Source organism: Streptomyces sp. SID9727 (assembly GCF_010550605.1).
Classification (GTDB): domain Bacteria; phylum Actinomycetota; class Actinomycetes; order Streptomycetales; family Streptomycetaceae; genus Streptomyces.
Window position 1 is genome coordinate 1 of sequence record NZ_JAAGNI010000089.1, and the last position, 20,619, is coordinate 20,619.

The window sequence follows — 20,619 nt, forward strand, 5'->3', positions numbered from 1 at the left end:
CCAGGGCGGCAACCGCCGTCAGGGCGGCGGCCAGAACCAGGGCGGCAACAACGGCCCGCAGGACGACGGCTTCGACGACGAGGGCGGCCGGCGCGGCCGGCGCGGGCGCTACCGCGACCGCCGTGGCCGCCGTGGCCGCGACGACTTCGCCGACGCCCCGCCCGTCACCGACGACGACGTCCTGATCCCCGTCGCGGGCATCCTGGACATCCTCGACAACTACGCGTTCATCCGGACCTCCGGCTACCTGCCGGGCCCGAACGACGTGTACGTCTCGCTCGCCCAGGTCCGCAAGAACGGCCTGCGCAAGGGCGACCACGTCACCGGTGCGGTGCGCCAGCCCAAGGACGGCGAGCGCCGCGAGAAGTTCAACGCGCTGGTCCGCCTCGACTCGGTCAACGGCATGGCGCCCGAATCGGGCCGGGGCCGCCCCGAGTTCCAGAAGCTGACCCCGCTCTACCCGCAGGACCGGCTCCGTCTGGAGACCGACTCCAACGTCCTGACGACGCGGATCATCGACCTGGTCGCCCCCATCGGCAAGGGCCAGCGCGGTCTGATCGTGGCCCCGCCGAAGACCGGCAAGACCATGATCCTCCAGGCCATCGCCAACGCGATCACGGTCAACAGCCCCGAGTGCCACCTGATGGTCGTCCTCGTGGACGAGCGTCCGGAAGAGGTCACCGACATGCAGCGGTCGGTGAAGGGCGAGGTCATCTCCTCGACCTTCGACCGCCCCGCCGAGGACCACACCACCGTCGCCGAGCTGGCCATCGAGCGCGCCAAGCGCCTCGTGGAGCTGGGTCACGACGTGGTCGTCCTGCTCGACTCGATCACCCGCCTGGGACGCGCGTACAACCTCGCCGCCCCGGCCTCCGGCCGCATCCTGTCCGGTGGTGTCGACTCGACCGCGCTCTACCCGCCGAAGCGCTTCTTCGGTGCCGCGCGCAACATCGAGGACGGCGGCTCGCTGACCATCCTGGCCACCGCGCTGGTCGAGACCGGCTCGCGCATGGACGAGGTGATCTTCGAGGAGTTCAAGGGCACCGGCAACATGGAGCTCAAGCTCGACCGCAAGCTCTCCGACAAGCGGATCTTCCCGGCGGTGGACGTCGACGCGTCCTCCACCCGCAAGGAGGAAATCCTGCTCGGCAGCGAGGAGTTGGGGATCGTCTGGAAGCTGCGCCGGGTGCTGCACGCGCTCGACCAGCAGCAGGCCATCGAGCTCCTGCTCGACCGGATGAAGAAGACCCAGTCGAACGCGGAGTTCCTGCTCCAGATCCAGAAGACGACGCCGGCCCCGGGCAACAACGACTAGTCGTCGCCCTCCGGCAGCACACAGGGCCGCCCCCGCACTTCCGGTGCGGGGGCGGCCCTGTGCGTACCCCGCTGCCGTCCCGAGACCTTCGCCACACGGGCGCCGCCGCGCGGCACCTTCGTGCGACGGTTGTACCGCCCACGAAACCGCAGGTGAGCGCCGGGATACCGGTCGGCACCGTCCCCGTGCGAGCCGTTCCGGACACCCCCGGGGGTCACAGCCGCCTGTGCCACGCTTCTTGTCGCCGCCAAGCCAGGGGGTAGCCGACGGAACGAGGGAGACGCATGAGCGAGCGAAGCGGGAGCAGCGGCCGAATACGGGCCACCGGCAGACGCCGGAAGAAGCCGTCCCGCGGCCGCAGGGCGAAGCGCGTGGCCGTCTGGAGCCTGGCCGGCGCGGTCGTCGTGGGCGGTGCCGGGCTCGGCTACGCGTACGTCCACCTCAACGGCAATCTCCAGGCCGTCGACATCAACACCGCGCTCGGCAAGGACCGCCCCGAGAACGTCGACAACGGCTCCGAGGACATCCTCGTCCTCGGCTCCGACTCCCGCTCCGGCGCGAACGGCGAGTACGGCGCGGACGAGGGCGCGGCCCGCTCGGACACCGCGATGGTCGTCCACGTCAACAAGGGCCACAAGACCGCGAGTGTGGTCTCCATCCCGCGCGACACCCTCATCACCCGGCCGGACTGCACCGGCGACGTCAGCGGCGATCCGGTGGCCGGGCAGCAGCGCGCCATGTTCAACACGGCGTACGAGGTCGGCGGGCCGGCCTGCGCGGTCAAGACCGTCGAATCCATGTCCGGCATCCGCATGGACCACTACGTCGAGGTCGACTTCACCGGCTTCAAGAAGCTGATCGACAAACTCGGCGGCGTCGGGATCACCACCACCGAGGCGATCGACGACCCCGACAGCCATCTGGACCTCCAGCCGGGCACCCACACCCTGAACGGCGAGCAGTCCCTCGGCCTGGTCCGCACCCGGCACAGCGTCGGCGACGGCAGCGACCTCGGCCGCATCCAGCTCCAGCAGGCGTTCATCAAGGCGCTGATGCAGCAGGTCAAGAGCGTGGGCGTGTTCGACGGCACCAAGCTGTACGGCATCGCGGACACCGCCACCAAGGCCGTCACCACCGACTCCGAGCTGGGCTCGGTCACCAAGCTCGCGGGCTTCGCCAAGGGCCTCAAGGGGCTCGGCTCCGACCACGTGAACATGGTGACCCTGCCCGTCGAGTACGACCCCGCCGACCCCAACCGCGTCATCCCGCTGGAGAAGGCCGACCAGCAGGTCTGGGACGCCCTGGGCGCCGACAAGCCGATCCCCGCCTCCGCGACGAAGCAGTCGGCCGGCGACAAGGGCGACGCGGGCAGGATCGTCCGCTGACCCCGGCCCCGGGCCGTGCCCCGGGGGAATACCCGGCCGTCCACCCTCGTTTTGGGAGATACGGCCGGTCCTGGCAGACTGGTACGTCGGCCCCGGTTCACGGACGCGCAATCCGCGCGTACGACCCGGAGCCCTCCCGATCCTAGGAGACACCCTTGAAGCGCGACATCCACCCCCAGTACGTCGAGACGCAGGTCAGCTGCACCTGTGGCGCGTCGTTCACCACCCGCTCCACGCTGGACAGCGGCACCATCCGTGCCGAGGTCTGCTCCGAGTGCCACCCGTTCTACACGGGCAAGCAGAAGATCCTCGACACCGGTGGCCGTGTGGCCCGCTTCGAGGCCCGCTTCGGCAAGGGCGCCAAGGCCGCCGGCAAGTAGCGAGCCGTCCGCGCCGGTCCGCGGTGCCCTCTCTACGGGGGCGCCGTGGCCGGCGTTTTTTTCCGGTCCGGGCACGGGGTCTCCGTACCCCGGCCCCGGCAGGCACCCACCGGCCGGCAGGCACGACGAGCGAAGGAACCAGGAGCCCGAGATGTTCGAGGCGGTCGAGGAACTGATCGGCGAGCACGCCGATCTCGAGAAACAGCTCGCCGACCCCGCGGTCCACGCCGACCAGGGCAACGCGCGCAAGCTCAACAAGCGCTACGCGGAGCTGAGCCCGATCGTCGCGACGTACCGCTCCTGGAAGCAGTCCGGTGACGACATCGAGACCGCCCGCGAGCTCGCCGCCGACGACCCCGACTTCGCCGCCGAGGTCAAGGAGCTGGAGCAGCAGCGCGAGGAGCTCACCGAGAAGCTGCGCCTCCTGCTCGTCCCCCGGGACCCCAGCGACGACAAGGACGTGCTCCTGGAGATCAAGGCCGGGGCGGGCGGGGACGAGTCCGCGCTGTTCGCCGGCGATCTCCTGCGCATGTACCTGCGCTACGCCGAGCGCGTCGGCTGGAAGACCGAGATCATCGACTCCACCGAGTCCGAGCTCGGCGGCTACAAGGACGTCCAGGTCGCCGTGAAGACCAAGGGCGGCAACGGGGCCACCGAACCCGGCCAGGGCGTCTGGGCCCGGATGAAGTACGAGGGCGGGGTGCACCGCGTGCAGCGCGTGCCCTCCACCGAGTCCCAGGGCCGCATCCACACCTCAGCCGCCGGTGTCCTCGTGACGCCCGAGGCCGAGGAGGTCGACGTCGAGATCCACGCCAACGACCTCCGCATCGACGTGTACCGCTCGTCCGGCCCCGGCGGCCAGTCCGTCAACACCACCGACTCCGCCGTCCGCATCACGCACCTGCCGACCGGCGTCGTCGCCTCCTGCCAGAACGAGAAGAGCCAGCTCCAGAACAAGGAGCAGGCGATGCGCATCCTGCGCTCCCGGCTCCTCGCCGCCGCCCAGGAGGCCGCCGAGCAGGAGGCTTCGGACGTACGTCGCAGCCAGGTGCGCACGGTCGACCGTTCCGAGAAGATCCGGACGTACAACTTCCCGGAAAACCGGATCTCGGACCACCGTGTCGGCTTCAAGGCGTACAACTTGGACCAGGTGCTCGACGGCGACCTGGACGCGGTCATCCAGGCGTGCGTCGACGCCGACTCCGCCGCCAAGCTGGCAGCCGCCTGAGCCCACCGCCCGCCCCGACCCGCTCGTGAACCCGTACGGAGAACCGCGATGAACCTGCTGCTCGCCGAGGTGGCCCAGGCCACCCAGCGGCTGGCCGACGCCGGTGTTCCCTCACCGAGATTCGATGCCGAGGAACTCGCCGCGTTCGTGCACGGCGTGAAGCGGGGCGAGCTGCACCACGTGCCGGACGCCGACTTCGACGCCCGCTACTGGGAGACCATCGCCCGCCGCGAGGCCCGCGAACCGCTCCAGCACATCACCGGACGCGCCTTCTTCCGCTACCTGGAGCTCCAGGTCGGCCCCGGCGTCTTCGTGCCCCGCCCCGAGACCGAGTCGGTCGTCGGCTGGGCCATAGACGCCGTCCGCGCGATGGACGTCGTGGAGCCGCTGATCGTGGACCTGTGCACCGGCTCGGGCGCCATCGCCCTCGCCATGGCCCAGGAGGTCCCGCGCTCCCGCGTGCACGCCGTGGAGCTGTCCGAGGACGCCCTGAGGTGGACCCGGAAGAACGCCGAGAACTCGCGCGTCACCGTGCACCGCGGCGACGCGCTCACGGCCCTGCCCGAGCTGGACGGCCAGGTCGACCTGGTCATCTCCAACCCGCCGTACATCCCGCTCACCGAGTGGGAGTACGTGGCGCCCGAGGCGCGCGACCACGACCCCGAGATGGCGCTGTTCTCCGGCGAGGACGGCCTCGACACCATCCGGGGCATCGAGCGCACCGCGCACCGCCTGCTCCGCCCCGGCGGCCTCGTCGTCATCGAGCACGCCGACACCCAGGGCGGCCAGGTGCCCTGGATCTTCACCGAGGAGCGGGGCTGGGCCGACGCCGCCGACCACCCCGACCTCAACCGGCGCCCCCGGTTCGCCACCGCCCGCAAGGCGATGCCGTGACCGGGGTCCGCCACCCGTACCAGCCCTACCCGTACATGCTTGAGGAGGCCGGCTGATGGCACGGCGATACGACTGCAACGACGCGACCGACCGCACGACGGGGCTGCGCGAAGCCGCGTCGGCCGTCCGCCGCGGCGAGCTCGTCGTGCTGCCCACCGACACCGTGTACGGGATCGGCGCGGACGCCTTCGCCGCCGAGGCGGTCGGCGACCTCCTGGAGGCCAAGGGCCGGGGCCGCAACATGCCCTCGCCGGTGCTCATCGGCTCCCCGAACACCCTGCACGGCCTGGTCACCGACTTCTCCGAGCAGGCGTGGGAGCTGGTCGACGCGTTCTGGCCGGGCGCCCTGACCCTGGTCGCCAAGCACCAGCCGTCGCTCCAGTGGGACCTCGGCGACACCCGGGGCACGGTCGCCGTCCGGATGCCGCTGCACCCGGTCGCCATCGAGCTCCTCACCGAGGTCGGCCCGATGGCCGTCTCCAGCGCCAACCTGACCGGCCACCCCTCGCCGGAGGACTGCGACGCCGCCCAGCAGATGCTCGGCGACTCCGTCTCCGTCTACCTCGACGGCGGCCCGACCCCCGGCATCGAGCCCTCCTCCATCGTCGACGTCACCGGCAAGGTGCCCGTCCTGCTGCGCGCCGGAGCGCTCTCGGCGGAGGAGCTGCGCAAGGTGGTACCCGACCTCGAGGTGGCCAATTGACCGCCCCCGAGGGGCGTGGCATAGCGGGGCGGCCCGACACTTTCCGCATCCTCCACGTCAGCACCGGCAACGTCTGCCGCTCGCCGATCACCGAGCGGCTGACCCGGCACGCCCTGGTGCACCGGCTCGGGGACCCGCTCCAGGGCGGGCTGATCGTGGAGAGCGCCGGCACCTGGGGCCACGAGGGCGCTCCGATGGAGGCCAACGCCGAGGTGGTCCTCGCCGACTTCGGCGCCGACGCCACCGGCTTCACCGGCCGTGAGCTGCTGGACGAGCACGTGATCCGTGCCGATCTCGTGCTCACGGCCACCCGCGACCACCGCGCCCAGGTCATCTCCATGGGCCACTCGGCCGGGCTGCGCACCTTCACGCTCAAGGAGTTCACCAGGCTGGTCCGGGCCATAGACCCGGCCACCCTGCCCGACGCCGGCGAGGAGGGCGTGGTCGAGCGCGCCCGCGCCCTGGTGCGGGCCGCCGCGGCGCTGCGGGGCTGGCTGCTGGCCCCGACCGCGGACGCCGACGAGGTCCACGACCCGTACGGTGCCCCGATCACGTTCTTCCGTTCCATCGGCGACGAGATCAGCCAGGCCCTGGACCCGGTCGTCACCGCGCTGACCGGCGTCTCCGCGTCCCGCTGACCCCGCGTCGGGCCTCCTGCGGGGGCCCTCGATGATCTTCCCGAGCGGTGCCGTGCAACCATCGCGGACAGCTCCGTGTCCTCCACCATGGGACCTGTCTAGTTAAGGTGTGGGCTGAGATGGCCGGCGATATCTGTGGGGCAGCCCGTGCGTGATTACCTGCTGACACTCTGTGTCACGGCCGCTGTGACCTACTTGCTCACCGGTCCGGTGCGCAAGTTCGCCATCGCGGTCGGGGCGATGCCCGCGATCCGCGCGCGCGACGTCCACCGCGAACCGACTCCGCGGCTCGGCGGCATCGCCATGTTCGGCGGGCTGTGCGCGGGGCTCATCGTCGCCAACCACCTCGCCAACCTCGACGGGGTCTTCGAACTCTCCAGCGAACCCAGGGCGCTGCTCTCCGGGGCGGCGCTGATCTGGCTGATCGGGGTCCTGGACGACAAGTTCGAGATCGACGCCCTGATCAAGCTGGGCGGGCAGATGCTCGCCGCCGCCGTCATGGTCCTCCAGGGCCTCACGATCCTGTGGCTGCCGATCCCGGGCGTCGGCACCGTCGCCCTGACCCCGTGGCAGGGCACGCTGCTCACCGTGGCGCTGGTCGTCATCACGATCAACGCGGTCAACTTCGTGGACGGCCTGGACGGGCTCGCGGCGGGCATGGTGCTCATCGCCGCCGCCGCGTTCTTCCTGTACACGTACCGGCTCTGGTACGGGCACACCATCGAGGCCGCCGCCCCGGCGACGCTGTTCGCGGCGATCCTGATGGGCATGTGCCTCGGCTTCCTGCCGCACAACATGCACCCCGCGCGGATCTTCATGGGCGACTCGGGGTCGATGCTCATCGGTCTGGTGCTCGCGGCCGGCGCGATCTCGGTGACCGGGCAGGTCGACCCGGACACCATGAAGATCTTCGAGGGCAGTGAGCGCCAGGCGACCCACGCGATGATCCCGGTCTTCATCCCGCTGCTGCTGCCGCTGACCATCATCGCCATCCCGGCGGCCGACCTGGTGCTGGCGATCGTGCGGCGCACCTGGAACGGCCAGTCGCCGTTCGCGGCGGACCGGGGCCACCTGCACCACCGGCTGCTCAACATCGGCCACTCGCACAGCCGGTCGGTGCTGATCATGTACTTCTGGTCGGCGCTGATCGCGTTCGGCGCGGTGGGGTACTCGGTGAACTCGACGTCCCTGTGGATCGTGATCGTGATCGTCGGACTGAGCGCGCTCGGGCTGATCCTGCTCCTGCTGCCCGCGTTCACCCCGCGCGCCCCGCGCTGGGCGGAACGCTTCGTGCCGCCGCGCTACCGCCGCAGACGGCGTCGGGCGGAAGAGCCGGAGGAGGCCGCGGAGGGCCAACAGGGGCCCGTGGACGGCCAGATGGAGGCGGGTGCGACGGGCGGGGCCGGCGGTGCCTCCGAGGGGCGTGAGGCAGCTGCCGGGGCGCCTGTCGCCGCAGGTGTCTCGGGCGTCAACGGAGCGACCGCGATCGGCCACCGTTCGCGTACGGCGGACCGCCGGGCGGCCGGTTCCACCCGTCGGTGAACCGGTCATCGGCTCCCATTAGCAGACAAAGCGACGCCTTGCCTCGCTCACACGTGCTCATTAGCCCTCACGTGTGACAGCAAGCACACTTTCTTGGTAAAGACCTCATCAAATAGTTTGTGATACCGTTCACGAAGCCCGGTGACAGAGCCGAAGGACCTGATGTAGCACGGTCCATCGGCCCGAGGCATCGACTCGGACCGGGCCTACGCTCGTCCATGACGACACACTGCCCACCCCCTGCAAGCGGAGCTGCCGCCATGCCGTCCAACGACGTCCGGACTCTCCTCCAGACCGCCGTACCCACCGCTGTCGCCGGCGCCGTAGCCGCCGCGATCAGCGCTGGCGTCGCCGGTGGCAAGGGAGCCCTGGGCGCGATCGTGGGGACGATCGTGGTCATCCTCTTCATGGGGATCGGGCTCCTGGTCCTGCAACGGACCGCCAGGTCCATGCCCCACCTCTTCCAGGCGATGGGGCTCGCGCTCTACACGGCGCAGCTCCTGCTGCTTTTCATCTTCGTCGCCGTATTCAAGAACACCTCGCTGTTCAACCCGAAGGCGTTCGCGATCACCCTGGTCGCGACGACCCTCGTGTGGATCGGCGCACAGGCGCGTGCGCACATGAAGGCCAAGATCCTTTACGTGGAACCCGAATCCGACAAGGCCGACAAGGCCGGGAAACCGGGGTCCGGCGCGTGAAGGGTAGGGGCGGAATAAGTGCGGGGTCAGGACCCTGCTATCGTCCGGTTCCAACTGCGGCACTGCGGGCGCGTGCATGTGAGCTGACGCCTGCTCGATCGCGAGGCTCACATGCCTGACTGCCGCTCACACATCCGAAACACCAGTCCAGTGCCGAACCGCGGCTGCGCGCCGCGCCGACACAACGAGGTTGCCGTACCTATGCGCCACGCTGAAGGAGCCCGCGGTGAGTGCTGACCCGACACAGGTGCTCGCCTTCGAGACCGATTGCCACCTCTTCGACGGTTGTGGCTTTCCGGCACCCGGCCTGCACTCGTTCCTGTTCGAGCCCCTCTGGGGCGACGCGGACAGCAACCTGTACTTCAACAAGACGATGCTGCTGGCCCTGCTCGGCTCGGTGATCATCGTGGGCTTCTTCTGGGCCGCCTTCCGCAAGCCGAAGTTGGTGCCCGGCAAGCTCCAGATGACGGCCGAGGCCGGATACGACTTCATCCGCCGCGGCATCGTCTACGAGACGATCGGCAAGCGCGACGGCGAGAAGTACGTCCCGCTGATGGTCTCCCTGTTCTTCGTCATCTGGATGATGAACCTCTGGTCCATCATCCCGGTTGCCCAGTTCCCCGTGACGGCGATCATCTCGTACCCGGCGATCCTCGCCCTGATCGTCTACGTGCTCTGGGTCGGCCTGACCTTCAAGAAGCACGGCTTCGTCGGAGCCCTCAAGAACTTCTCGGGTTACGACAAGAGCCTCGGCGGGGTCCTGCCGCTCTCGATGACCATCGAGTTCTTCTCGAACCTGCTGGTCCGGCCGTTCACGCACGCGGTCCGACTCTTCGCCAACATGTTCGCGGGCCACACGCTCCTGCTGCTCTTCACGATCGCCAGCTGGTACATGCTCAACGGCATCGGGATCGCCTACGCAGGTGTGTCGTTCGTGATGGTCATCGTGATGACCGCCTTCGAACTCTTCATCCAGGCTGTTCAGGCTTACGTCTTCGTGCTGCTGGCCTGCAGCTACATCCAGGGCGCTCTCGCCAAGGGCCACTGAGCACCCCACTCCTGAAGCACCCGGTGGCCAACCCCCACCGGACATTGAAAGAGAAGGAAGAACCGGCATGTCCGCTCTCCAGACCCTCGCCGCCGGCGTCGAAATCAAGGGCAACCTCGGCTCGATCGGTTACGGCCTCGCCGCGATCGGCCCCGGCGTCGGCATCGGCATCATCTTCGGTAACGGCACCCAGGCGCTCGCCCGTCAGCCCGAGGCTGCCGGTCTCATCCGCGCCAACCAGATCCTCGGCTTCGCCTTCTGTGAGGCGCTCGCCCTGATCGGTCTGGTCATGCCGTTCGTCTACCCGACCTCCTGACCGGTCGCGAACAGCCCATTCGACGGAAGGCACTGACGTGAACCCCCTGGTTCAGCTCGCGGCGGAGGATGCGGAAAACCCGCTCATTCCGCCGATCCCTGAGCTCGTCATTGGCCTCATCGCTTTCGTCATCGTCTTCGGCTTCCTCGCCAAGAAGCTCCTCCCGAACATCAACAAGGTTCTGGAAGAGCGCCGCGAGGCCATCGAAGGCGGTATCGAGAAGGCCGATGCGGCCCAGACCGAGGCCCAGAGCGTTCTTGAGCAGTACAAGGCTCAGCTCGCCGAGGCCCGCCACGAAGCCGCTCGTATGCGCCAGGAGGCGCAGGAGCAGGGCGCCGTGATCCTGCAGGAAATGCGTGCCGAGGGCCAGCGCCAGCGCGACGAGATCGTCGCCGCCGGCCACGCCCAGATCGAGGCCGACCGCAAGGCCGCCGCCGCCGCGCTGCGCCAGGACGTGGGCAAGCTCGCCACCGACCTGGCCGGCAAGCTCGTCGGTGAGTCCCTGGAGGACCACGCCCGGCAGAGTGGCACCGTCGACCGCTTCCTCGACGAGCTCGAAGCGAAGGCCGAGGCCGTCCGATGAACAGCGCGAGCCGCGAGGCACTGGCTGCCGCACGCGAGCGCCTCGACGCGCTGACCGACTCCACGTCGGTCGACGCGGCGAAGCTCGCCGAGGACCTGGCCGGCGTCACGGCGCTGCTGCACCGCGAGGTGTCGCTGCGCCGGGTCCTGACCGACCCGGCGCAGCCGGGCGAGGCCAGGGCCGAGCTGGCAGGCCGCCTGCTCGGCGGCCAGGTGGGCGGCGAAGCCGTCGACCTGGTCTCCGGCATGGTCCGCTCGCGCTGGTCGCAGTCGCGTGACCTGGTCGACGCGGTCGAGGAGCTGGCGAACACCGCCGACCTCACCGCCGCCCAGCGCACCGGCGCCCTGGACGACGTCGAGGACGAACTCTTCCGGTTCGGCCGCATCGTCGCCTCGGACACCGGCCTGCGTGCCGCGCTCACCAGCCGGACCGCGACCCCCGCCGCCAAGGGCGAGCTGCTCCGCAGCCTGCTCGGCGGCAAGGCGCGGCCCGCCACCGAGCGCGTCATCGTGCGGCTTGTCACCCAGCCGCGTGGACGTAGCCTGGAAGCGGGACTCGACTCCCTCTCCAAGCTCGCCGCGGAGCGCCGGGAGCGCATGGTCGCGATCGTCACCTCCGCGGTGCCGCTCAGCGACCGGCAGAAGCAGCGCCTGGGTGCCGCCCTGGCGAAGATCTACGGTCGCCAGATGCACCTGAACCTCGACGTGGACCCCTCGGTCCTCGGCGGGATCGCGGTGCGGGTCGGCGACGAGGTCATCAACGGCACCATCGCGGACCGCCTCGACGAGGCGACCCGTCGCATGGCCGGCTGACGAAGCGCAGCGCAACAGAACAGAGCAAGACCAGCGGCCCGGTTGGGCCGTGCAGAAACTGCAGAAGATTCCTGGGGGTCGGCCCCCAGACCCCCTTAAGAAACTTCGGGCCCAACAAGGAGAGCAGGGAACCCAGATGGCGGAGCTCACGATCCGGCCGGAGGAGATCCGGGACGCGCTGGAGAACTTTGTCCAGTCGTACAAGCCGGACGCGGCCTCGCGCGAGGAGGTCGGTACGGTCAGCGTTGCCGGCGACGGCATCGCGAAGGTGGAGGGCCTGCCCTCCGCCATGGCGAACGAGCTGCTGAAGTTCGAGGACGGCACCCTCGGTCTCGCCCTCAACCTCGAGGAGCGCGAGATCGGTGCGATCGTCCTCGGCGAGTTCAGCGGCATCGAGGAGGGCCAGCCGGTGCAGCGCACCGGTGAGGTGCTCTCCGTCGGCGTCGGCGAGGGCTACCTCGGCCGCGTCGTCGACCCGCTCGGCAACCCGATCGACGGTCTCGGCGAGATCGCGACCGACGGCCGCCGCGCCCTCGAGCTGCAGGCCCCTGGCGTCATGGTCCGCAAGTCGGTGCACGAGCCGATGCAGACCGGCTACAAGGCCGTCGACGCCATGGTGCCGATCGGCCGCGGCCAGCGTCAGCTGATCATCGGCGACCGTCAGACGGGTAAGACCGCGCTGGCCGTCGACACGATCATCAACCAGCGCGACAACTGGCGCTCGGGCGACGTGAACAAGCAGGTGCGCTGCATCTACGTCGCCATCGGTCAGAAGGGCTCGACGATCGCCTCCGTGCGCGGCGCCCTCGAAGAGGCCGGTGCGCTGGAGTACACGACCATCGTCGCCGCCCCGGCGTCCGACCCGGCCGGCTTCAAGTACCTCGCGCCGTACACCGGCTCGGCCATCGGCCAGCACTGGATGTACCAGGGCAAGCACGTCCTGATCATCTTCGACGACCTCTCGAAGCAGGCCGACGCCTACCGTGCCGTCTCCCTGCTGCTGCGCCGTCCGCCGGGCCGTGAGGCGTACCCCGGCGACGTCTTCTACCTCCACTCGCGTCTGCTGGAGCGCTGCGCCAAGCTCTCCGACGACATGGGTGCCGGTTCGATGACGGGTCTCCCGATCGTCGAGACGAAGGCGAACGACGTGTCGGCGTTCATCCCGACCAACGTCATCTCCATCACCGACGGCCAGTGCTTCCTGGAGTCCGACCTGTTCAACGCCGGCCAGCGTCCGGCCCTGAACGTCGGTATCTCGGTCTCCCGCGTCGGTGGCTCCGCCCAGCACAAGGCCATGCGCCAGGTGTCCGGCCGGCTCCGCGTGGACCTCGCCCAGTACCGCGAGCTGGAGGCGTTCGCCGCCTTCGGTTCCGACCTGGACGCGGCCTCCAAGGCGTCGCTGGAGCGCGGTAAGCGCATGGTCGAGCTGCTGAAGCAGCCGCAGTACGCCCCGTTCCCGGTCGAGGAGCAGGTCGTCTCCGTCTGGGCCGGCACCAACGGCAAGATGGACGACGTCCCGGTCGAGGACATCCGCCGCTTCGAGACGGAGCTGCTGGAGTACCTGCGCCGCGAGCGCAAGGACCTCCTCACCAGCATCCGTGAGGGCGCCAAGATGTCCGACGACACGCTGCAGGCGATCGCCGACGCCGTCGCCGCCTTCAAGCAGCAGTTCGAGACCTCGGACGGCAAGCTCCTGGGCGAGGGCTGATCGATGGGCGCTCAGCTTCGCGTTTACAAGCGCCGCATCCGCTCCGTCACCGCCACGAAGAAGATCACCAAGGCGATGGAGATGATCGCCGCCTCGCGCATCGTCAAGGCGCAGCGCCAGGTGGCGGCGTCGACGCCGTACGCGACCGAGCTCACCCGCGCGGTGACCGCGGTGGCGACCGGCTCCACCACCAAGCACCCGCTGACCACCGAGGCCGAGTCCCCGGCCCGGGCCGCGATCCTGCTCATCACGAGCGACCGCGGTCTGGCCGGCGGTTACTCCTCCAACGCCATCAAGGCCGCGGAGAAGCTGACCGAGCGGCTGCGCGGTGAGGGCAAGGAGGTCGACACGTACGTGATCGGCCGCAAGGGTGTCGCCTACTACGGGTTCCGCGAGCGCAAGATCGCGGACTCGTGGACCGGCTTCACCGACAGCCCGACGTACGCGGATGCCAAGCGGGCGGCTGCCCCGCTGATCGAGGCGGTGTCCAAGGAGACCGCCGAGGGCGGCGTCGACGAGCTGCACATCGTCTTCACGGAGTTCGTGTCGATGATGACGCAGAACCCGGTCGACGACCGGATGCTGCCGCTCAGTCTCGGTGCCACGGAGCAGGAGACCGGCAAGGGCGAGATCCTGCCGCTCTTCGACTTCGAGCCGTCGGCGGAGGACGTCCTCGACGCCCTGCTTCCGCGGTACGTCGAGAGCCGTATCTACAACGCGCTGCTGCAGGCCGCTGCTTCCGAGCACGCCGCCCGCCGCCGCGCGATGAAGTCGGCCACCGACAACGCCGGTGAGCTCATCAAGACGCTCTCCCGGCTTGCCAACGCGGCCCGCCAGGCCGAAATCACCCAGGAAATCAGCGAGATCGTCGGTGGTGCCAGTGCGCTGGCCGACGCGACCGCGGGGAGTGACAAGTAATGACGACCACAGTTGAGACGGCCGTTGCCACGGGCCGCGTCGCCCGGGTCATCGGCCCGGTCGTCGACGTGGAGTTCCCCGTCGACGCGATGCCGGACATCTACAACGCGCTGACCGTCGAGGTGGCCGACCCGGCCGAGGACGGCAAGCTCAAGACGCTGACGCTCGAGGTCGCCCAGCACCTCGGCGACGGTGTGATCCGCGCGATCTCGATGCAGCCGACCGACGGTCTGGTCCGCCAGGCCCCGGTCACCGACACGGGCACCGGCATCACGGTCCCCGTCGGCGACATCACCAAGGGCAAGGTCTTCAACACCCTCGGCCAGATCCTCAACAAGCCCGAGGCCGAGGCCGAGGTCACCGAGCGCTGGCCGATCCACCGCAAGGCGCCCAACTTCGACCAGCTCGAGTCCAAGACCGAGATGTTCGAGACCGGCGTCAAGGTCATCGACCTCCTCACCCCGTACGTCAAGGGTGGAAAGATCGGTCTGTTCGGTGGTGCCGGTGTCGGCAAGACCGTGCTGATCCAGGAGATGATCTACCGCGTCGCCAACAACCACGACGGTGTGTCGGTGTTCGCGGGCGTCGGTGAGCGCACCCGTGAGGGCAACGACCTCATCGAGGAGATGGCCGACTCCGGCGTCATCGACAAGACGGCGCTCGTCTTCGGCCAGATGGACGAGCCGCCGGGGACCCGTCTCCGCGTCGCCCTGGCCGGTCTGACCATGGCGGAGTACTTCCGCGATGTGCAGAAGCAGGACGTGCTCTTCTTCATCGACAACATCTTCCGGTACACCCAGGCCGGTTCCGAGGTGTCCACCCTGCTCGGCCGCATGCCGTCCGCGGTGGGTTACCAGCCGAACCTGGCCGACGAGATGGGTCTGCTCCAGGAGCGCATCACGTCGACCCGCGGTCACTCGATCACCTCGATGCAGGCGATCTACGTCCCCGCGGACGACCTGACCGACCCGGCGCCGGCGACCACCTTCGCCCACCTCGACGCGACGACGGTGCTCTCCCGTCCGATCTCCGAGAAGGGCATCTACCCGGCCGTGGACCCGCTGGACTCGACGTCCCGCATCCTCGACCCGCGGTACATCGCCGAGGACCACTACTCGGCCGCCATGCGTGTCAAGGGGATCCTCCAGAAGTACAAGGACCTCCAGGACATCATCGCGATCCTGGGTATCGACGAGCTGGGCGAGGAGGACAAGCTCGTCGTCCACCGTGCCCGTCGCGTCGAGCGCTTCCTGTCGCAGAACACCCACGTCGCCAAGCAGTTCACCGGCGTGGACGGTTCGGACGTTCCGCTCGACGAGTCGATCGCCGCGTTCAACGCCATCTGCGACGGTGAGTACGACCACTTCCCCGAGCAGGCGTTCTTCATGTGCGGTGGCATCGAGGACCTGAAGGCCAACGCCAAGGAGCTCGGCGTCTCCTGAGCCCCCGGCTCACCGAGGGGGGCGGGTGCGTCCCGTCCCCCTCACCACGCCCCGTAGAATTGACCCAACACCCGGCACGACCGCCGGGTGGTGACCCGAGGAGCCACCCTTGGCTGCTGAGCTGCACGTCGAGCTGGTCGCCGCGGACCGCAGTGTCTGGTCCGGCGAGGCCACCCTGGTCGTCGCGCGCACCACGTCCGGCGACATCGGCGTCATGCCCGGTCACCAGCCGCTTCTGGGTGTGCTGGAATCGGGCCCGGTGACGATCCGTACGAGCGAGGGCGCGACCGTCGTGGCCGCCGTGCACGGCGGTTTCATCTCGTTCGCCGACGACAAGCTCTCGCTTCTCGCGGAGATCGCGGAGCTTGCCGACGAGATCGACGTCCAGCGCGCCGAGCGTGCGCTGGAGCGTGCGAAGTCGGACACGGACGCCGCTTCCGAGCGGCGCGCCGAAGTACGACTGCGTGCGGTGGCGGCACACTAGCCACCTCACGACATGGTTTTACCCTCAGCCGCGGCCCGTGCCGGAGACCCCTCCGGACCGTGTCGCGGCTGAGGCGATGCGGATGCAGATGACGTACGGACGGAAATCCGTTCACTCGACGACGCGAGGAGGTCGGTGGAGATGTACCTCGCGCTGTGGGTGGGCGGACTGGTCGTCGCACTGGTCGCGCTGGGACTCTTCGTCTTCGGTCTGCGCCGGCGGCTGATCCAGCGCTCCGGCGGGACCTTCGACTGCAGTCTCCGGTGGAACGTACCCGAGGAACCCGACCTGTCCGGCAAGGGTTGGGTGTACGGCGTCGCCCGGTACAGCGGCGACAAGGTGAACTGGTTCCGGGTCTTCAGCTACTCGCCGCGTCCGCGCCGGGTCCTGGAGCGCTCCGCGATCGAGGTCGTGGCCCGCCGGATGCCGGAGGGCGAGGAGGAGCTGGCGCTGCTCTCCGACGCGATCGTGCTCGGCTGTCTCCATCGGGAGACCCGCCTGGAGCTGGCGATGAGCGAGGACGCGCTGACCGGTTTCCTCGCCTGGCTGGAGGCGGCTCCGCCCGGCCAGCGGGTGAACGTCGCTTAGGGCCTGTCCGCCGGACTGGACTGGGCGGCGTCGGCCGGCCGGCCCGTGATCGCTGGCCGGACCCGGGTCAGCATCAGCTGCAGGAAGCGGTCCGGGTGCCGGAACGACGCGAAGTGGCTCGCGTCCTCGATGAGTGCGAAGTCCTTGACCGGTGCCGTGACGGCCTCGTAGAACGCGCGCGCCGGGGCCGGGGGCGTCAGGACGTCGTGCGCCCCCTGGAAGATGAAGAACGGCAGGGCGAAGTCGGTGCCGTCGGCCCACTCGTCGATCGTCACGGCCTCCGGCGCGACCCGTTTCGAGAAGGTCATCCCGTGCATGTAGGAGCGCAGCCCGCGCAGGGTGTGCAGGGGTGAGAACCACAACGAGCGGACCACCACGGTCTTCATGGTGTCGTAGGTCAGCGGGTCGGACGTGGTGACGGTCTTGGCGTGGGCCGCCCACTGCGCCGGGGTCCAGGCCGTGGGGTCGGGTCCCATCGCGAGGGCGGCTGCCAGGTCCTTGCGCTTGCCGGCCGCCCGCAGCCGCGCCAGCAGGGCGTCGAAGGCCCCGTGGTCGCGGCCGCCCGCGTTGATGTTCTGGTCGGTGCCCACGTACGCGGAGTAGCGCTCCGGGTGATTGCGGGCCAGCCGCAGCCCGGTGACCGTGCCGAACGAGTTGGCCACCAGCAGGACCTTGTCGACGCCCATCCGGGACCGGATGTGGTCGGTGACCTCCAGGGCGTCCTCGTACAGCTGGTGCAGGGTCAACTCCCCCTGGCCGTCGGGGCCGTGGGCGGCGAAGGTGCGGCCGGCCCCGCGCATGTCCCAGCGGACGACGGTGAAGTGCTTCTCCCAGCCCCGGGTGCGCGGCAGGAAGATGTGGTTGGAGGCGCCGGGGCCGCCGTGGATCTCCAGGATCACCGGGTTGGCGCGGTCGTCGCCGCGTACGGAGATCCACTGGTCGATGCCGCCGATCCGGACGAAGCCCGCCTCCTCGATCCCGCGCGGCGCGGTGATGCGCAGTTTCTTCGCGTGGGCGGTGCGCTTGAGCTGCCGGTAGCCCAGCATCCCGGCGGCGGGGCCGGCTATCAGGGTGGCGGCGGACGCGGTGACGATCGCGGTCAGCATGGCTGACTCCTTAAACTGTTTATGGCGTAAGCGGTAGTGCTTAAGGTATATACAGTTGTTCAGGTGGTGTCAACCGTCCGACGGAGACCAGGGAGAACGCGATGGCCGGGGCAGCCGGGAGAAGCAAGCGGGCGGGGCCGAGGGACATGCGGGCCGGGGTGGAGCTGCTCTGGGGCGAGCGGGACCGGCCCGCCCGCGGCCCCAAGCCCTCGCTGACCCCGCGCCGGATCGCCGACGAGGCGGTCGCGGTCGCCGACGCGGAGGGCCTGGAAGCGGTGTCGATGGGCCGGGTGGCGGCCGGACTCGGGGTCTCCGGGATGGCGCTCTACCGCTATGTGCCCGGCAAGACCGAGCTGGTCGAGCTCATGGTGGAGGTGGTGCTCGCCGGCGTACCCGACCTCACGGACGCGGGCCCGGAGTGGCGGGAGCGGCTGGCCGCCTGGAGCCGGCGGTCCTGGCAGGTGTACGCGGACCACCCCTGGCTGCTCGCGGCCACCGCGATGCGCCGCCAGATCATGGGCCCCCATCAGCTGGGCTGGCTGGACGCGGCACACGCCGCGCTGGAACCGACGGGGCTCGGCGCGGCCGACCGGCAGCGGGTCGTCCTGCTCCTGATCGGCCAGGTGCGCAGCCTGGCCCAGCAGAGGGCGGACTTCGACGCGGAGCATGCCCGGGAGTGGGGCCGGCTGACCGGTGAGCTCCTGGAACGGCACTCCGACCGGTTCCCCGCCCTCACCCGGGCCATCGCCGACGGGGCGTTCGAGTCGAACGGTGCCGAGTCGCTGGACTTCGGCCTGGACCGCATCCTCGACGGTGTCCAGGCGCTGATCGCCGAGGCGTCACCGTAAGAGGCGCCGCGGGCATGCGAAGACGGGCATGCGAAGACCGGGGAGACAGGGGGCGGACCTGTCTCCCCGGCGTTTTCGGGGGCTGGGCCTCGGGATTACTTGAGGCCGGTGTTCATCGCGCTCACGAGTTCACCGTTGCTGGTGTCCCCGCTGAACTCCCAGAAGAACGCGCCTCCCAGGCCCTGGTTCTTCGCCCAGGCCATCTTGGACTTGATGGTCGCCGGGGTGTCGTAGCTCCACCAGTTGGTGCCGCAGTGGGCGTACGCGGTGCCGGCGATCGTGCCGGTCGTCGGGCAGGTGTTCTTGAGGACCTTGTAGTCCTCGATGCCCGCCTCGTACGTGCCCGGGGCGGCGCCGGTGGCGGTGCCGCCGGGCGCGTCCTGGGTGACGCCGGTCCAGCCGCGGCCGTAGAAGCCGATGCCGAGCAGCAGCTTGGACGCGGGTACGCCCTGGGTCTTCAGCTTGGCGATGGCGTCGGCGGAGTTGAAGCCGGCGATCGGGATGCCGGAGTACGAGTTCAGCGGGGAGTGCGGGGCGGTCGGGCCCTTCGCGTCCCAGGCGCCGAAGAAGTCGTACGTCATCACGTTGTACCAGTTGAGGGACTGCGCGGCGCCGGCGTAGTCCGCCAGGTCGATCTTGCCGCCCTGGGAGCCGTCGGCCGTGATGGCGGCGGTGACCAGGTAGTCCTTGCCGAACTTGGTGCGCAGCGCCGAGGTGAGCTTCTTCAGCGCGTCCGGGCCGCTGGTGTCACAGGTCAGGCCGCAGGCGTTGGGGTACTCCCAGTCGATGTCGATGCCGTCGAAGACATCGGCCCAGCGCGGGTCCTCGACCAGGCTGTAGCAGGAGTCGGCGAACGCGGCCGGGTTCTGGGCCGCCTGGCCGAAGCCCCCGGACCAGGTCCAGCCGCCGAAGGACCACAGCACCTTGATGTGGGGGTACTTCGCCTTCAGCTTGCGCAGCTGGTTGAAGCTGCCGCGCAGCGGCTGGTCCCAGGTGTCGGCGACGCCGTCGACGGACTGGTCGGCGGTGTACGCCTTGTCGTAGTCGGCGTAGGAGTCGCCGATGGTGCACTTGCCGCCCTGGACGTTGCCGAAGGCGTAGTTGATGTGCGTGATCTTCGCGGCCGAACCGGACGTGTCCAGGTTCTTGACGTGGTAGTTGCGCCCGTAGACGCCCCACTCGGCGAAGTAGCCGAGGTTGACCTTGTCGCCCGTCTCGTTGCCGCCGTCGTCACCGCCGCCGGTGGTGTGGACCTTCACCGCGCCGCTGACCGGGCCGGTCTGGCCGGCGGTGTCCCGCGCCTGCACGCTGTACGAGTAGTCCGTGCCCGCGGTGAGTCCGGTGTTCGTGTACGTGGTGCCGGTGACCGTGGCGACGACCGCGCCGTCCCGCAGGACGTCGTAGTTCTTGATCCCCTTGTCGTCGGTGGCCGCGGTCCAGCTGAGCTTCACCGAGGTGTCGGTGATGCCGCTCGCGGTGGGGGTGCCCGGCGCCGAGGGGGCGTTGTCGCCGGGAACGGTGGGACCGCCGTCGCAGGAGGCGCCGTTCAGTGTGCAGTTGGTGGCGGCGCCGCTGCCGGAGCCGGTGCCGTTGAACCCGAAGGAGACACTGGCGCCGGGGGCGATGGTGCCGTTCCAGCCGACGTTCTTGGCGGTCCAGTGATTGCCCGTGTGGGTGACGGTGGCGTCCCAGGCGGAACCGACGCCGGTGCCGCTGGGGAAGTCCCACTCGATGGTCCAGGAGCTGAGGGACGTGGTGCCGGTGTTCTTCACCGTCCACTGGCCCTCGAATCCGGTACCCCAGTCGGACTTCTTGAGATACGTGGCCGTGGCGGAGGTCGCCGCCTCGGCGGGGGTGGCCAAGCCGACCATGGCGGCAAGAGGAAGGAGCAGTGCGGAAAGGCCCGCGACGGCTCTGGTTCTGGTGGCTCGACCGGACCCGAGTCTGAATCGGGTCCGGCGGGGGGTCTCAGTGCTCAACGGT

21 protein-coding genes are annotated in these 20,619 nt (G+C 69.5%); 19 read left to right on the forward strand and 2 right to left on the reverse strand.

Going from position 1 to position 20,619, the window contains the following annotated elements:
- From rho to G3I41_RS05345, 18 genes are all read left to right on the forward strand, one after another.
- Positions 1 to 1,315, forward strand: a 1,315-nt coding sequence (rho, locus tag G3I41_RS05260; RefSeq protein WP_164399138.1) for a transcription termination factor Rho, incomplete at its 5' end; no start/stop codon positions are given.
- Between the two features lie 284 nt (positions 1,316 to 1,599).
- On the forward strand, positions 1,600 to 2,700 hold the full coding sequence (locus G3I41_RS05265; RefSeq protein WP_164399139.1) for an LCP family protein: 1,101 nt from the start codon (positions 1,600 to 1,602) through the stop codon (positions 2,698 to 2,700).
- Positions 2,701 to 2,855: 155 nt separating this feature from the next.
- The gene (gene rpmE / locus G3I41_RS05270) at positions 2,856 to 3,080 is read left to right on the forward strand and encodes a 50S ribosomal protein L31 (protein ID WP_018102644.1); all 225 of its coding nucleotides are present in this window, start codon (positions 2,856 to 2,858) and stop codon (positions 3,078 to 3,080) included.
- Between the two features lie 151 nt (positions 3,081 to 3,231).
- Positions 3,232 to 4,308 carry a peptide chain release factor 1 gene (gene prfA / locus G3I41_RS05275; protein WP_073963916.1) on the forward strand — a complete coding sequence of 359 codons (1,077 nt, stop codon included), beginning with the start codon at positions 3,232 to 3,234 and terminating at the stop codon, positions 4,306 to 4,308.
- 48 nt (positions 4,309 to 4,356) lie between these two features.
- Positions 4,357 to 5,202 (forward strand): peptide chain release factor N(5)-glutamine methyltransferase, encoded by an 846-nt coding sequence (gene prmC / locus G3I41_RS05280; RefSeq protein WP_164399140.1) that lies wholly within the window; start codon positions 4,357 to 4,359, stop codon positions 5,200 to 5,202.
- A 55-nt stretch (positions 5,203 to 5,257) separates the two neighbouring features.
- On the forward strand, positions 5,258 to 5,905 hold the full coding sequence (locus G3I41_RS05285) for an L-threonylcarbamoyladenylate synthase (RefSeq protein WP_164399141.1): 648 nt from the start codon (positions 5,258 to 5,260) through the stop codon (positions 5,903 to 5,905).
- Positions 5,902 to 6,543, forward strand: a complete 642-nt coding sequence (locus tag G3I41_RS05290) for a protein-tyrosine-phosphatase (protein ID WP_164399142.1) — start codon at positions 5,902 to 5,904, stop codon at positions 6,541 to 6,543. The genes G3I41_RS05285 and G3I41_RS05290 overlap by 4 nt, the downstream gene beginning before the upstream one ends.
- A gap of 135 nt (positions 6,544 to 6,678) precedes the next feature.
- Positions 6,679 to 8,085, forward strand: coding sequence for an MraY family glycosyltransferase (locus G3I41_RS05295; RefSeq protein WP_164399143.1), 1,407 nt, complete (start codon positions 6,679 to 6,681; stop codon positions 8,083 to 8,085).
- Positions 8,086 to 8,345: 260 nt separating this feature from the next.
- Positions 8,346 to 8,783, forward strand: coding sequence for a hypothetical protein (locus G3I41_RS05300; RefSeq protein WP_164399144.1), 438 nt, complete (start codon positions 8,346 to 8,348; stop codon positions 8,781 to 8,783).
- 226 nt (positions 8,784 to 9,009) lie between these two features.
- On the forward strand, positions 9,010 to 9,831 hold the full coding sequence (gene atpB / locus G3I41_RS05305; RefSeq protein WP_143619749.1) for a F0F1 ATP synthase subunit A: 822 nt from the start codon (positions 9,010 to 9,012) through the stop codon (positions 9,829 to 9,831).
- 67 nt (positions 9,832 to 9,898) lie between these two features.
- On the forward strand, positions 9,899 to 10,147 hold the full coding sequence (gene atpE / locus G3I41_RS05310; protein ID WP_018102636.1) for an ATP synthase F0 subunit C: 249 nt from the start codon (positions 9,899 to 9,901) through the stop codon (positions 10,145 to 10,147).
- Between the two features lie 37 nt (positions 10,148 to 10,184).
- The gene (locus G3I41_RS05315; RefSeq protein WP_164399145.1) at positions 10,185 to 10,730 is read left to right on the forward strand and encodes a F0F1 ATP synthase subunit B; all 546 of its coding nucleotides are present in this window, start codon (positions 10,185 to 10,187) and stop codon (positions 10,728 to 10,730) included.
- Positions 10,727 to 11,542 carry a F0F1 ATP synthase subunit delta gene (locus G3I41_RS05320; protein ID WP_164399146.1) on the forward strand — a complete coding sequence of 272 codons (816 nt, stop codon included), beginning with the start codon at positions 10,727 to 10,729 and terminating at the stop codon, positions 11,540 to 11,542. Before G3I41_RS05315 ends, G3I41_RS05320 begins: the two co-directional genes overlap by 4 nt.
- Positions 11,543 to 11,678: 136 nt before the next feature.
- Complete coding sequence (gene atpA / locus G3I41_RS05325; protein WP_111338206.1) at positions 11,679 to 13,250, forward strand: F0F1 ATP synthase subunit alpha; 1,572 nt, start codon at positions 11,679 to 11,681, stop codon at positions 13,248 to 13,250.
- A gap of 3 nt (positions 13,251 to 13,253) precedes the next feature.
- Positions 13,254 to 14,168, forward strand: a complete 915-nt coding sequence (locus G3I41_RS05330) for a F0F1 ATP synthase subunit gamma (RefSeq protein ID WP_164399147.1) — start codon at positions 13,254 to 13,256, stop codon at positions 14,166 to 14,168.
- On the forward strand, positions 14,168 to 15,610 hold the full coding sequence (gene atpD / locus G3I41_RS05335) for a F0F1 ATP synthase subunit beta (RefSeq protein WP_164399148.1): 1,443 nt from the start codon (positions 14,168 to 14,170) through the stop codon (positions 15,608 to 15,610). Before G3I41_RS05330 ends, atpD begins: the two co-directional genes overlap by 1 nt.
- 109 nt (positions 15,611 to 15,719) lie before the next feature.
- Entirely contained in the window at positions 15,720 to 16,094 is a 375-nt protein-coding gene (locus G3I41_RS05340) for a F0F1 ATP synthase subunit epsilon (RefSeq protein WP_073863017.1), read from the forward strand.
- Between the two features lie 141 nt (positions 16,095 to 16,235).
- The gene (locus tag G3I41_RS05345) at positions 16,236 to 16,682 is read left to right on the forward strand and encodes a DUF2550 domain-containing protein (RefSeq protein ID WP_020207372.1); all 447 of its coding nucleotides are present in this window, start codon (positions 16,236 to 16,238) and stop codon (positions 16,680 to 16,682) included.
- Here the strand turns inward: G3I41_RS05345 and G3I41_RS05350 are convergent.
- Positions 16,679 to 17,788: an alpha/beta hydrolase gene (locus G3I41_RS05350; protein ID WP_164399149.1), complete on the reverse strand. Its 1,110-nt coding sequence runs from the start codon at positions 17,786 to 17,788 to the stop codon at positions 16,679 to 16,681. The genes G3I41_RS05345 and G3I41_RS05350 overlap by 4 nt on opposite strands.
- A 101-nt stretch (positions 17,789 to 17,889) precedes the next feature.
- Here G3I41_RS05350 and G3I41_RS05355 point away from each other — a divergent pair, with 101 nt between their 5' ends.
- Positions 17,890 to 18,636: a TetR/AcrR family transcriptional regulator C-terminal domain-containing protein gene (locus tag G3I41_RS05355; RefSeq protein WP_164399150.1), complete on the forward strand. Its 747-nt coding sequence runs from the start codon at positions 17,890 to 17,892 to the stop codon at positions 18,634 to 18,636.
- A gap of 95 nt (positions 18,637 to 18,731) precedes the next feature.
- On the opposite strand, the gene G3I41_RS05360 is transcribed toward G3I41_RS05355, so the two are convergent.
- The gene (locus G3I41_RS05360; RefSeq protein WP_164399151.1) at positions 18,732 to 20,615 is read right to left on the reverse strand and encodes a glycoside hydrolase family 18 chitinase; all 1,884 of its coding nucleotides are present in this window, start codon (positions 20,613 to 20,615) and stop codon (positions 18,732 to 18,734) included.
- Positions 20,616 to 20,619 lie beyond the last annotated feature (4 nt).

Excerpts from the sequence above, each read along its gene's own strand:
- G3I41_RS05330 (WP_164399147.1), top strand. The coding sequence starts at position 13,254 with ATGGGCGCTCAGCTTCGCGTTTACAAGCGCCGCATCCGCTCCGTCACC.
- G3I41_RS05355 (WP_164399150.1), top strand. The coding sequence starts at position 17,890 with ATGGCCGGGGCAGCCGGGAGAAGCAAGCGGGCGGGGCCGAGGGACATG.
- atpE (WP_018102636.1), top strand. The coding sequence starts at position 9,899 with ATGTCCGCTCTCCAGACCCTCGCCGCCGGCGTCGAAATCAAGGGCAAC.
- atpD (WP_164399148.1), top strand. The coding sequence starts at position 14,168 with ATGACGACCACAGTTGAGACGGCCGTTGCCACGGGCCGCGTCGCCCGG.
- G3I41_RS05350 (WP_164399149.1), bottom strand. The coding sequence starts at position 17,788 with ATGCTGACCGCGATCGTCACCGCGTCCGCCGCCACCCTGATAGCCGGC.
- G3I41_RS05300 (WP_164399144.1), top strand. The coding sequence starts at position 8,346 with ATGCCGTCCAACGACGTCCGGACTCTCCTCCAGACCGCCGTACCCACC.
- G3I41_RS05265 (WP_164399139.1), top strand. The coding sequence starts at position 1,600 with ATGAGCGAGCGAAGCGGGAGCAGCGGCCGAATACGGGCCACCGGCAGA.
- prfA (WP_073963916.1), top strand. The coding sequence starts at position 3,232 with ATGTTCGAGGCGGTCGAGGAACTGATCGGCGAGCACGCCGATCTCGAG.
- G3I41_RS05285 (WP_164399141.1), top strand. The coding sequence starts at position 5,258 with ATGGCACGGCGATACGACTGCAACGACGCGACCGACCGCACGACGGGG.
- G3I41_RS05345 (WP_020207372.1), top strand. The coding sequence starts at position 16,236 with ATGTACCTCGCGCTGTGGGTGGGCGGACTGGTCGTCGCACTGGTCGCG.
- G3I41_RS05320 (WP_164399146.1), top strand. The coding sequence starts at position 10,727 with ATGAACAGCGCGAGCCGCGAGGCACTGGCTGCCGCACGCGAGCGCCTC.
- prmC (WP_164399140.1), top strand. The coding sequence starts at position 4,357 with ATGAACCTGCTGCTCGCCGAGGTGGCCCAGGCCACCCAGCGGCTGGCC.
- atpA (WP_111338206.1), top strand. The coding sequence starts at position 11,679 with ATGGCGGAGCTCACGATCCGGCCGGAGGAGATCCGGGACGCGCTGGAG.